An 11,888-nucleotide genomic window follows, 5' to 3' on the forward strand; every position below is an offset into this window, starting at 1 on the left:
CTTGAATTATATTTGAATTTTGTTTTTACTGTCTTTATTATTGTAGCTTTCTGTAGAATTCGTGATTACTTTATCTAAATTCTCATAATTAATTCCATTACCTACGTAAGAGGCATTAACTATACCGCTACCAAAACAGTTCTCCAACACAAACTCTATATCTTCTGATGATATTTTATCTACTTTTTTTATTACATCATCCTGAGTACTTATCTTATTCTTGAATAGAACAGATTTAGCATTGCTAAACATTCTTGAACTAGTACTCTCAAGTCCCATTATATATGTAGATTTTATTTTTTCTTTATTCATGGCTAAAACATCATCTGTAAGAGGTGACTTAGAGAACTTAAAGAGTTCTTTAGCTATTACATCTAAAGCTTTTTCACCATAGGTTTTACCAAGTCCTGTATATATATTAAACATACCAACACCTTGATAGGGTTGTGGATAGCAATATACAGTATAGCAAAGTCCAAGTTCCTCTCTTACCTTTTGGAAAAGTACAGAAGAAGCTCCTCCGCCAAAAATATTACTTAAAAGCACCAAAGCATATCCTTTATCATGACCAAAAGGTAATCCCTTTAAACCAAGGCCTATATGAAGCTGCTCTATATCTTTATTTAAATAATCTGATCCGGGATGAACAAGAGCATCTTCATATGTAGGAACATATATATCTTTACTTTTCCAATCTCCAAAGTACTTTTCGATAAGATGAGTTAATTCTTTGTCATCAAAATTTCCACAAACAGAAATCACTGAATTATGTGGAGTATACTTTTTATCTATAAAATCTTTAATGTCCTCTCTTGTAAAACTTTTAACCTTATCAATTGTTCCAAGTATAGGACGAGCTAAAGAATTATTTCCAAATGCCAATTTTGAGTGTAAGTCATCTAAAGCATCCTCCGGACTGTCATCACTCATGTTAATTTCCTCAACTATTACACTTTTTTCTCTTTCTATATCTTCTGGATCAAATTTAGAATTTAAAATTATATCAGATAATACTTCAATAGATAAATCTAAATGTGTATATAGATTTTTAACATAGTAGCAAGTTGCCTCTTTACTAGTAAAGGCATTAATTTGCCCTCCAAGATTCTCTACAGAAGCCGCTATTTCTTTTGGTTTTCTTTTATCTGTTCCTTTAAAAAACATATGTTCAATAAAATGAGATATACCATTCATTTCTAGGTTCTCGTTTCTAGATCCATTTTGAACCATAACTCCTACACTTATCGATTTAACTGCCTCATTTTTTTCAGTAACAATTCTTAGTCCATTTTTTAGGGTATATAAATTATACATAAAATCCTCCCTATAATAAAAGTCACGAATACTCTCTATACTATTATAAAGAAATTCGTGGCTTATTATTCCTTAAATGTTGCTAGAAAAAAAAGGCAAAAATTTGCCTCTTATTGTTCTTTCTTTTCTTCATTCTCTTTTTCTTGTTTTTCTTTCTGATCTTTCTGATCTTTTAAGGCATCTCGTCGTGATAAATTAACTCTTCCTTGGCTGTCGACTTCAGTAACCTTAACTAAAATCTCATCTCCAACTGATACTACATCTTCAACTTTATTTACTCTTTCAAAATCAAGTTTAGATATATGAACTAACCCTTCTTTGTTTGGAAGTATTTCTACAAAAGCTCCAAAGGCTGTAATTTTAGTAACTTTACCTAAATATGTTTCACCAGGCTTAATTACTTTAGTTATTCCTTCTATTATTTTAAGAGCTGCATCTACTCCAATATGATCTGGTGAAGAAACAAATACTGTTCCATCTTCCTTTATATCAATCTTAACGCCAGTATCTGCAATTATTTTATTAATTACCTTACCACCAGCTCCAATTACATCCCTAATCTTATCTGGATCAATTTTCATAGTAGTAGTTTTAGGAGCATATGCTGAAACGTCTTCTCTTTTCTTTGATATACATTCATCCATCTTTTCTAGAATAAATAATCTTGCCTTTTTAGCATTTCTGATGGCTGTTTCAACAACATAGAAACTAAATCCATGTAATTTTGTATCCACTTGAATTGATGTTATACCTTCAGTAGTACCAGCTACCTTAAAGTCCATATCACCAAAGAAATCTTCTATTCCTTGAATATCTGTAATAACTTCTTCTTGAGATGAATCTTTTGAAGTTATTAAACCCATTGCTATACCAGCTGCTGATCTCTTAATTGGAACTCCTGCATCTAACAAAGCTAAAGTGGACGCACAAACTGATGCTTGTGATGTTGATCCATTTGAACTTAATACTTCTGAAACTAGTCTAATAGTATATGGAAATTCTGCCTCTGAAGGTATTAATGGTTCTAATGCTCTTTCTGCTAAAGCACCATGACCGATTTCACGTCTTCCAGGTCCTCTAAGAGGTTTAACTTCACCAACACTATATCCTGGGAAGTTATAATGATGCATATATCTCTTAGTTCTTTCACTATCATCTATACCATCTAATATCTGAACATCACTAATAGATCCTAGAGTTGCAACAGTCATAACTTGAGTTAATCCTCTGTTGAATAATCCAGTACCATGAGTTCTTGGCAGTATTCCAACTTCACAGCTAATAGGTCTTACTTCATCAAAAGCTCTTCCATCAGGTCTTCTCTTATCATTAAGAAGCATATTTCTAACAGCTTCCTTTTGAAGGTCATATAATACTTCTTTTATGTCTGCAGATTTACCCGCATATTTTTCAGAAAATTCTTCATTAACTTTAGAATTAACTAAATCTACTGCAGTATTTCTTAAATCTTTATCTGTAATATACATTGCTTCTTTAACCATGTCAGTTGCAAACGATTTTACATCCTTTTCAACATCTTCATTAACACAATATAATTTAGGTGCTATTTTAGCTTTACCCATTTTGGCAACAGCGTCTTCTTGAAATTCAACTATACTGTGACAAACATCAAATCCAAATTTAATAGCTTTAATCATAGTCTCTTCATCAATTTCAGTTGCACCAGCTTCAATCATAATAACCTTTTCCTTAGTTGCACATACAGTTAAGTGAAGACTTGATTTTTTTCTATCTTCTGCATTAGGATTAATTATAAGATTTCCATCTATTAGTCCAACTTGAACTGCACCAACTGGAATAGTGTATGGCATACTTGATAAACATAATGCCATAGAAGCAGCATTTATTGCTAATATTTCAGGTAGGTTGTCATTTTCAACTGAAACAACTGTAGTAACAACTTGAACATCATTTCTATATCCCTTTGGAAATAAAGGTCTTAAAGTTCTGTCAATGGCTCTACCGTTTAATATAGCTTTATTAGAAGGTCTAGCTTCTCTTTTTATGAAGCCTCCTGGTATTTTACCTACTGAATATAATTTTTCTTCATATTCAACACTTAATGGGAAGAAATCAATTGATTCTCTTGGCTTTGCTGATGCATTAACATTTGTTAATATTACTGTATCACCATAACTCATGAAAATTGCAGCATTTGACAACATTCCTATCCTACCGAATTCAACTTTCATTTCTCTTCCAGCAACAATTATACTTAATACTTTAGTCATTATAGGACCTCCTCTCAATTTTCATAAAACATCAAAAAATAGAGCGGACTTAGCCCGCTCTAAGATTATCTTCTTAAACCTAATTTTTCAATAATAGTTCTGTATCTTTCAACATCTTCAGCTTTTAAATAATTTAAAAGACCTCTTCTTTGTCCAACCATCATTAATAGACCTCTTCTTGAGTGATGATCTTTCTTGTGGATCTTTAAATGTGCAGTTAATTCAATAACTCTTTCTGTAAGTAAAGCGACTTGTACTTCAGGTGAACCTGTGTCTCCTTCGCTTCTTCCAAATTCTTTAATAATCTCTGTTTTTTTTGCCTTATCCATGCTATCTAGCACCTCCATAAATTATCCCCATAGTTCCAAGTAAGAAGATGGCCACCTTCAGACATAGGACTAGGTTCCTACTGGTCATTATATCAAAACATATTACAATTGTAAATATGTTTTAAATTTTTACATAAATTTTTCTTTTTCTGCCATCAATTTGTCTTTATTTAGTTGAATAATTAATTCATCAAGGGAATTGAATTTCACATTATCTCTAAATCGCTTTATAAAATTCACTTTTATTTCATCATTATAAATATCTTTATCAAAATCTAACATAAAGCTTTCCAAAGTAATTTCACTTCCTTCAACAGTAGGATTATTACCAATGGAGGTTATACTCTTGTATATGTTATTATTCCATATGATATTAGTATAATAAACTCCTTGTTCAGGAAGTACAATATTTTCCTCATACTTCACATTTGCAGTTGGAAATCCAAGTTTTCTTCCAAGTTGTTTCCCATGTACGACCTTTCCTTTAATAAAATAAGGTCTGGTTAGCATTTCATTTGCTAATTCTATATCTCCCTTTAGAAGATTTTCTCTAATTCTGGTACTACTTACAACCTCTTCTAAATATGTACAAGTTTCTACAACATATACTTCATAATTATATTTGTTTGAAAATGTCTTTAAAAGTTCTACATTACCTACGTTTTTATAACCAAATTTATAATTGAATCCTACAACAATTCCCCTTACGTCAAACTTATCACAAAGATATTCTATAAACTCTTCTGGGGATAATTTCATAAAATTTTCATTAAATTCTTCAAAAAAAACTAAATCAACATTTTCTTCATGTAAGATTTCTGATTTGCTACTATTATCTAATAAAAGCTTAAATGTATTTCCTGATTTTAGAAGACTTCTAGGATGGTTTCTAAATGTGTAGACTATACTCTTCCCATTATTTTCTATAGCTAAACTTACAGTTTTCTTTACTAAAGATAAATGCCCTCTATGAAGCCCATCAAAACTTCCTAAAGCTATATAATTCATTTTATTAAAAGTTTTATTATTTTCATTTAACATTACTCTAACTCCTAACTAAATTAATAGCTTTTCTATTTTAAAGCCAAGCTGATCTCTTTTTCCAAGTCCTAAAAAAACTTTATTATTGTCATAGACCCTATAAAGTTTATCAAGCTCAGGTATTTCTATGAAAGCTCTTTTATCTGCGAGTTTTACTCCATTTATAAGCAACTTAGAATATCCTTCGTTTGCATCTATCCTTGGATAATTTTTCAACACCTCTTCTATAGAAAGTAAATGTTCTGAAATATTTTCTTCTGTTAAATCCTCTATATTTATACTTTCACTTTCATTAAACATAGATGTTCTTGTTCTCTTAAGTTCAGCCATAGTGGCTCCAACATTAAGTTTTTCTCCTATATCAAAACACAAACTCCTTATATAAGTTCCCTTAGAACAACTTACTTCCATTGAAATATTAGGCATAGAAATTACAATGTCCTTGATGTAGTATATTATAATATCTCTACCTTCCCTTTCAATTTCAATACCTTGTCTTGCTAACTCATAAAGCCTTACGCCATCTTTTTTCAATGCAGAAAACATAGGAGGGATTTGAAGATACCCTCCTTTAAAGCTATCTATTACAGATAAAATCTCAGTCTCTGTTAAATGGGATATATCCTTTTCCTCGGTTACTTCTCCTTCTAAATCATAAGTAGTTGTCTTAAATCCAAGTTGGAAAGTAACAACATAACTTTTTTCAGCTTTCATTATGTAATCTATTATTTTAGTAGCTTTTCCCAAACATACTGGAAGTACTCCTATAGCTTCAGGATCCAGCGTTCCGGTGTGTCCTACTTTCTTTTGATTAGCAACTTTTCTAACCTTTCTTACAACATCAAAGGAAGTCATACCTTTATTCTTAAATATATTTATTACTCCATCCATCAACATATCTCTTTTTCAATGCTATTAATTATTTTTACTTTTGCTTGTTCTAAAGAACTTCCTGTAATCTTAAGTCCTGCAGCTTTTATATGTCCACCGCCACCTAAAGATTCAGCAATATGACTAACATTGACTTTGTTTTTAGATCTTAAACTAGCCTTAACTCCATCCTCAGCTTCTTTAGCAACAACAGCAACCTCTACATTTTCTATACTTAGAGCAATTGAAATAATATCTGAAGTATCTACATGAGAAAGATTCAGTTCTTCTAATGTTTTCATTGAAATTTCAATATATGCTACTTTACCATCACAAAGAAGTTCTACATTTGACAAAGATTGACCCATTAGTTTAACTTTACTTAATGGTCTATTATCAAAAAGACTATTATGAACCTTTGAATTCTTAACTCCACATGATATTAATTCTCCAGCAATACTATGAGTTCTTTTAGTAACATTTGAATGTCTAAATGATCCAGTATCAGTTACAAGTCCAGTATAAATACAATTTCCTATCTCTTCAACAGACTCTGCTTCTTCATTAAAAACAAAGTTTAACTCTTTAAGAAGTATATAAATAAGTTCAGCTGTTGCTGCCGCCTTATTATCAATATAATTATATTTACCATACTTTTCATTTGTTACATGATGATCTATATTTATTATAGTACCATCATATTGGTCTAAATCAGCACAAATTCTATCCACGTTTCCACAATCTAAAACAATGACTAAATCAGTCCCATAAATAGGGGCTTTAATAGTTCCATCAATTTCACAACCTAAAGGTAGGAAAGAGAGGTTATTTGGAATAACCTCTCTTGATATAATATAAGCATCTTTTCCCATTTCTCTAAGTCCATTTAAAAGCCCAAGGGTACTTCCAATGGCATCTCCATCTGGTGATGTATGAAAGGTTATTCCTATTTTGTTTGATTCTATTATAACCTTTGATATCTCTCTTAATGCCATATTACTTAACCTTTCCTTTTTTTATTAAACTATCTATCTTCATTCCGTAGTCTATAGATTCATCTAATTCAAATAATAATTGTGGACTATGTCTTAAATTAATTCTTTGTGCAATTTCGCGTCTTATAAAACCTGCTGCACTTTTAAGTACATCAAGGTTAGTATTCTTCTCTTCTTGATCCTTAGCAAATACACTTACAAACACCTTTGCATATCTTAAATCTTTAGTAACCTGAACGTCAGTAACTGAAATCATAGCAGTTAATCTGACATCCTTCATCTCGTTTCGAATTAAGTTACTGATTTCTCTTTTAACTTCTTCGTTTATTCTTCCGCCTCTATAATTAGGCATTTATATCACCTCTTAAAGTTCTTTTCTTATAATTGCTTCCATAACGAAGGATTCTATTTGATCCCCTTCTTTTAAGTCATTGAACTTCTCAACACTTAATCCGCATTCATATCCTGCAGCAACTTCTTTAGCATCATCCTTAAATCTCTTTAAAGATGCCAAAGTGCTTTCAAAGACTACAATTCCATTTCTTATAACTCTAACTTCAGAATTTCTCTTAACTTTACCATCTAATACGTAACAACCAGCAATTGTTCCAAGATTAGATATCTTATAAGTTAAACGAACTTCTGCCTTACCTAAAACAACTTCTTTGTATATAGGGTCAAGCATTCCTATCATAGCTGACTTAACATCATCTATTGCATCGTATATAATTCTATAAGTTTTAATGTCAACACCATCTCTATCAGCTGCAGCTGCTGCATTAACATCAGGTCGTACATTAAAGCCGATAACTATAGCATTTGAAGCACTAGCAAGTGTAATATCTGTTTCAGTTATAGCACCAACACCGCCATGAATTACTCTAACCTTAACATCATCAGAAGAAAGTTTGTCTAAAGATTGTCTTATTGCTTGAACTGATCCTTGAACGTCAGCCTTAACAATAATTGCAAGTTCTTTAACTTTACCTTCCCTTATTTGATCATATAAATCTTCTAATGAAACTCTATGAGATTCATTTAAGCTTTTATTTTTTTGTTTTCTATCCTCAGCCAATCCTCTTGCTGTCTTTTCATCCTTAACTTCACTGAATCTATCTCCAGCAGCAGGGACTTCAGATAATCCAAGAACCTCAACAGGAATTGAAGGACCTGCGGACTTAATGTTTTTACCTTCATCATCAAACATAGCTCTTACTCTTCCATAAGTTTCACCAACTACTATTGAATCTCCAACTCTTAATGTTCCGTTTTGAACAAGTAAAGATGCAACTGCGCCTCTACCCTTATCAAGTTTAGCTTCAATAACAGTTCCTTGCGCTTTACTTTCAGGATTAGCTTTAAGCTCTAGCATTTCTGCTGTTAAAAGAACCATTTCAAGCAATTGATCTATATTTTTTCCTTCCTTAGCTGAAACTGGGACACATACTGTATCTCCACCCCAATCTTCTGAAACTAAGCCTTGATCAGCTAATTCTTGCTTAACTTTATCTATGTTTGCATTAGGTCTATCAATCTTATTGATAGCAACTACCATAGGAACATCGGCAGCCTTACAGTGATCAATAGCTTCCTTAGTTTGAGGCATTATACCATCATCTGCCGCTACAACTAGGATAACAACATCTGTAATTTGTGCTCCTCTTGCTCTCATAGCTGTAAATGCTTCATGTCCAGGAGTATCTAAAAAGGTTATTTGCTCCCCTTTTACTGGAACTGTATATGCACCAATATGTTGTGTAATACCACCAGCTTCTGAATCTGTAACTTTTGCTTTTCTAATAGCATCAAGTAAAGATGTCTTACCATGATCAACATGACCCATAACAGTTATTATTGGTGGTCTCTTTACTAGATTTTCTTCTTCTTCTTCTTCAAAATCTAAAGATTCAAGTTCTGATGATACTTCTTTCTTTTCACAAATAATTTCATATTTTTCGCAAACCTTAGCTGCAGTATCATAATCAACTTCTTGATTCATTGCAGCCATAACACCTATAAAAAGCATTGTTTTTATAACTTCGTTATAAGGCTGTTGAAGCATATCTGCAAGGTCTTTTACAGTAATAGTCTCTCCAATTGAAAGAATGGTACTATCTGCAAATTCTTGTTCAGCTCTAGCTTTCTCTTCAGCTAATTGCTTTTTAGTAGTTTTCTTTTTCTTATTTCCTTTATTTAATTCGTCAGCTAATTCATCTTCATATACATCCACAAGACTTTTCTTCTTATCCGCTTCAGCTGGTATTTCTTTAGGAGTTCCGTCCGCTGTTCCTAGAACTAATTCCTTAATTAATGCTACAGCTTCATCTTCAATTACACTCATGTGATTTTTGACCTCTACGTTTAGCTCATCCATTAATAATTTTATTAACTGTTTTGATTCTATATTTAATTCTTTTGCTAATTCATATACTCTAATTTTTGACATACAGTCACCCCCGTTTAATCTTTACTTCATAGATTTTTCCTCCTCATAAAGAGTTCGCAGCTTACTTCCCATATTTGGGTCTGTAACACCTAGGATTTTAATTTGTTCTCTTCCTATTGCTTCTCCTAACTCTTCTTTTGAGAAATCTTCAATATATGGTATATTATTTGTTTTACAATGAGTTATAAATTTTCCTCTAGTTGTGTCGGATGCATCATTTGAAATAATAAACAGATAAAGCCTTCTTTTGTTTCTCTGTTCATTACACTGACTATATCCTTCTACAAGATTTCTTGATCTTTTAGTTAAGCCTAAAAAGCTAAAAAACTTATTCATTTTGAATCTCTTCCCTTAGTCTATTATATATTTCTTCACTAATAGATGTCTCAAGATTTCTGCTAAGCCTTTTTGTTTTAAAAGCCTTTTCAAAGCATTGAGCATCCCTACATACATACGCTCCTCTTCCTGATTTTTTACCAGTTAGATCTACGCTTACTTCATTTTCCGGACTTTTCACCACTCTAATAAGCTCTTTTTTAGGTTTCATCTCCATGCAGCCTGTGCACATTCTTAGTGGAATTTTTTTTATCTTCATAAAAAGCACCTCACTCTTCTGTCACATTATCAGCAATTTCTTCAACTGCATCTACAATAAATTCTTCATCATTATCATTTTCTTCTTCGTTGTACTTTTCTTCATAATCATCATTTTCTTCTTCGTTGTACTTTTCTTCTTGGTTGTACTTTTCTTCTTCAAGAGTTTCTTCAAGGGCTTCTGCTTGAGATTTGCTCTTTATATCTATTTTCCAATTTGTAAGTTTAGCTGCTAATCTAACATTTTGTCCTTCTTTACCAATAGCTAGTGATAATTGATTATCATCAACAACTACCTGTGCAGTTTTTTGGTTTTCGTTAACTGTAGTTCTTAAAACCTTTGCTGGACTTAAAGCATTGGAGATAAATTCTTCTGGAGATTTGCTCCACTTAATAATATCTATCTTTTCATTCTTTAATTCTGCAACTACTTTTTGAACTCTAGCTCCCTTAGGACCAACACATGCACCCATAGGATCTACAGACTCGTTATTTGAATAAACAGCAATTTTACTTCTTGACCCTGCTTCTCTTGAAATACTTTTAATTTCAACTATGCCCTCATAGATTTCAGGCACTTCTAATTCAAAAAGTCTTTTTACTAGCCCTGGATGAGTTCTTGATACATGTATTAAAGCACCCTTTGAACCATTTTTGACTTCTACTATATATAGTTTTAATTTTTCATTAAAAATATACTCTTCATTACACATTTGTTCATTAGGTCCAATTATACCTTCAATCTTTCCAAGGTTAACAAAAACGTTGCCCTTATCTTTTCTTAAGATAGTTCCTGTAATAATATCGTATTCAATTCCCTTATATTCATTATATACAATATTTCTTTCAGCTTCCTTCATCCTTTGCATAACTACCTGTTTTGCAAGTTGTGCAGCTACTCTTCCAAAATTTCTTGGTGTAACTTCAATTTCCACAATATCATCAAGTTGATATTTCGGACTAATTTCCTTAGCCTCGTCAACTGAAATTTCAGTTACGATATCAAATACATCATCACAAACTACTTTTTGTGAATATACTTTTATTTCACCTGATTCTCTATTCATACCAACTCTAACATTCTGTGCTGATGTATTTGTATTAGCATAATTTTTTTTGTAAGCTGCTACCATAGCATCTTCAATAGTTGTAAAAATTAAATCTTCGCTAATACCCTTTTCATTGACTATCTCCTTAAGAGCGCTTATAAACTCATTATTCATGTTTATAACCTCCTTCTTATACTTCCTCATTTAAATTCGCAGATTTAATTTTTTCTTTAGGTATAATTAATTCCACTTCTCCTTGTACAATAATAACTTCTTCCTCTACGGCTTTTAGAATTCCTTTAATCTCTTTTATACCATCTAAAGAGCCTGTAAATTTAATAAACACTTCGCTGCCAACAAATCTTAAATAGTGTTCATCCTTATATAATCCCCTATTAAGTCCAGGTGATGAAACTTCAAGGCAATAAGAATCTTGTATAGGATCTTCTATGTCTAATACAGACGAAACTCTTCTTGAAAGAGTCTCACAATCTATTAGAGAAATCCCATCTGGCTTATCTATATATATTCTTAAGTAATACTCTCCATTTTCTTTTAAATACTCAACATAATATAATTCATAATTTAATTCATCAGCTATGGGTTGAACTACAGCTGTAATTTTATCAATCAAGGCATCCTTTTTCATTTCTAAAACCTCCTTTTCCATATTCAATTTTATTCTAGATTATTGTTCCCCAAATAACTATTTGTTATATTTTTCCTAATCAAAAACGCAACTATTTTATGTAGTTGCGTTACACTTGCAAAGAGTAGGTTTTGCTTTCCCACTCTCAAAATCCAGCTATTTGAGTTAAATCCTCTTATAACTGTATCATAATTTTCTCTCAAACACAAGTACCTTTAGAATAAAGATTGAGTCAAGTAAAAGTGGGCAACTATTTTATTATCCATTATTTTACAGTATATATTTATAACTTCCCTTAAGCATTTTTACTCTTAATTGTAACTAATATCTCCAAATCCTTTTAATCCAC

12 protein-coding genes are annotated in these 11,888 nt (G+C 31.6%); all 12 read right to left on the minus strand.

What is annotated here, in order from left to right; genetic code table 11:
* Window positions 1-6: 6 nt before the first annotated feature.
* The 12 genes from CLVI_RS08460 to rimP all read right to left on the minus strand — a co-directional run bounded on the left by CLVI_RS08460 (window position 7) and on the right by rimP (window position 11,539).
* A complete protein-coding gene (locus CLVI_RS08460) occupies window positions 7-1,314 on the minus strand; it encodes a M16 family metallopeptidase (RefSeq protein WP_106059688.1) in 1,308 nt (435 codons plus the stop codon).
* A 110-nt stretch (window positions 1,315-1,424) separates the two neighbouring features.
* Window positions 1,425-3,566 (minus strand): polyribonucleotide nucleotidyltransferase, encoded by a 2,142-nt coding sequence (locus CLVI_RS08465; RefSeq protein WP_106059689.1) that lies wholly within the window; start codon window positions 3,564-3,566, stop codon window positions 1,425-1,427.
* Window positions 3,567-3,631: 65 nt separating this feature from the next.
* The gene (gene rpsO / locus CLVI_RS08470; protein WP_106059702.1) at window positions 3,632-3,895 is read right to left on the minus strand and encodes a 30S ribosomal protein S15; all 264 of its coding nucleotides are present in this window, start codon (window positions 3,893-3,895) and stop codon (window positions 3,632-3,634) included.
* A gap of 129 nt (window positions 3,896-4,024) precedes the next feature.
* The gene (locus CLVI_RS08475; RefSeq protein ID WP_106059690.1) at window positions 4,025-4,936 is read right to left on the minus strand and encodes a bifunctional riboflavin kinase/FAD synthetase; all 912 of its coding nucleotides are present in this window, start codon (window positions 4,934-4,936) and stop codon (window positions 4,025-4,027) included.
* A gap of 15 nt (window positions 4,937-4,951) precedes the next feature.
* The gene (gene truB / locus CLVI_RS08480) at window positions 4,952-5,827 is read right to left on the minus strand and encodes a tRNA pseudouridine(55) synthase TruB (RefSeq protein WP_106059691.1); all 876 of its coding nucleotides are present in this window, start codon (window positions 5,825-5,827) and stop codon (window positions 4,952-4,954) included.
* The gene (locus CLVI_RS08485) at window positions 5,827-6,801 is read right to left on the minus strand and encodes a DHH family phosphoesterase (RefSeq protein ID WP_106059692.1); all 975 of its coding nucleotides are present in this window, start codon (window positions 6,799-6,801) and stop codon (window positions 5,827-5,829) included. Before CLVI_RS08485 ends, truB begins: the two co-directional genes overlap by 1 nt.
* Window position 6,802: 1 nt before the next feature.
* Complete coding sequence (gene rbfA / locus CLVI_RS08490; RefSeq protein ID WP_106059693.1) at window positions 6,803-7,153, minus strand: 30S ribosome-binding factor RbfA; 351 nt, start codon at window positions 7,151-7,153, stop codon at window positions 6,803-6,805.
* A gap of 12 nt (window positions 7,154-7,165) precedes the next feature.
* Window positions 7,166-9,247, minus strand: coding sequence for a translation initiation factor IF-2 (infB, locus tag CLVI_RS08495; RefSeq protein WP_106059694.1), 2,082 nt, complete (start codon window positions 9,245-9,247; stop codon window positions 7,166-7,168).
* 21 nt (window positions 9,248-9,268) lie between these two features.
* On the minus strand, window positions 9,269-9,583 hold the full coding sequence (locus tag CLVI_RS08500; RefSeq protein WP_106059695.1) for a ribosomal L7Ae/L30e/S12e/Gadd45 family protein: 315 nt from the start codon (window positions 9,581-9,583) through the stop codon (window positions 9,269-9,271).
* On the minus strand, window positions 9,576-9,842 hold the full coding sequence (rnpM, locus tag CLVI_RS08505) for an RNase P modulator RnpM (RefSeq protein WP_106059696.1): 267 nt from the start codon (window positions 9,840-9,842) through the stop codon (window positions 9,576-9,578). The genes CLVI_RS08500 and rnpM overlap by 8 nt, the downstream gene beginning before the upstream one ends.
* Before the next feature lie 10 nt (window positions 9,843-9,852).
* The gene (nusA, locus tag CLVI_RS08510) at window positions 9,853-11,064 is read right to left on the minus strand and encodes a transcription termination factor NusA (protein WP_106059697.1); all 1,212 of its coding nucleotides are present in this window, start codon (window positions 11,062-11,064) and stop codon (window positions 9,853-9,855) included.
* A 16-nt stretch (window positions 11,065-11,080) separates the two neighbouring features.
* A complete protein-coding gene (rimP, locus tag CLVI_RS08515; protein WP_106059698.1) occupies window positions 11,081-11,539 on the minus strand; it encodes a ribosome maturation factor RimP in 459 nt (152 codons plus the stop codon).
* Between the last annotated feature and the right edge of the window lie 349 nt (window positions 11,540-11,888).

This window comes from Clostridium vincentii (assembly GCF_002995745.1).
Classification (GTDB): domain Bacteria; phylum Bacillota; class Clostridia; order Clostridiales; family Clostridiaceae; genus Clostridium; species Clostridium vincentii.

Bases quoted from the DNA above. Each gene is read 5' to 3' on its own strand.
- CLVI_RS08460 (WP_106059688.1), bottom strand. From the start codon at position 1,314: ATGTATAATTTATATACCCTAAAAAATGGACTAAGAATTGTTACTGAA.
- CLVI_RS08465 (WP_106059689.1), bottom strand. From the start codon at position 3,566: ATGACTAAAGTATTAAGTATAATTGTTGCTGGAAGAGAAATGAAAGTT.
- rpsO (WP_106059702.1), bottom strand. From the start codon at position 3,895: ATGGATAAGGCAAAAAAAACAGAGATTATTAAAGAATTTGGAAGAAGC.
- CLVI_RS08475 (WP_106059690.1), bottom strand. From the start codon at position 4,936: ATGTTAAATGAAAATAATAAAACTTTTAATAAAATGAATTATATAGCT.
- truB (WP_106059691.1), bottom strand. From the start codon at position 5,827: ATGGATGGAGTAATAAATATATTTAAGAATAAAGGTATGACTTCCTTT.
- CLVI_RS08485 (WP_106059692.1), bottom strand. From the start codon at position 6,801: ATGGCATTAAGAGAGATATCAAAGGTTATAATAGAATCAAACAAAATA.
- rbfA (WP_106059693.1), bottom strand. From the start codon at position 7,153: ATGCCTAATTATAGAGGCGGAAGAATAAACGAAGAAGTTAAAAGAGAA.
- infB (WP_106059694.1), bottom strand. From the start codon at position 9,247: ATGTCAAAAATTAGAGTATATGAATTAGCAAAAGAATTAAATATAGAA.
- CLVI_RS08500 (WP_106059695.1), bottom strand. From the start codon at position 9,583: ATGAATAAGTTTTTTAGCTTTTTAGGCTTAACTAAAAGATCAAGAAAT.
- rnpM (WP_106059696.1), bottom strand. From the start codon at position 9,842: ATGAAGATAAAAAAAATTCCACTAAGAATGTGCACAGGCTGCATGGAG.
- nusA (WP_106059697.1), bottom strand. From the start codon at position 11,064: ATGAATAATGAGTTTATAAGCGCTCTTAAGGAGATAGTCAATGAAAAG.
- rimP (WP_106059698.1), bottom strand. From the start codon at position 11,539: ATGAAAAAGGATGCCTTGATTGATAAAATTACAGCTGTAGTTCAACCC.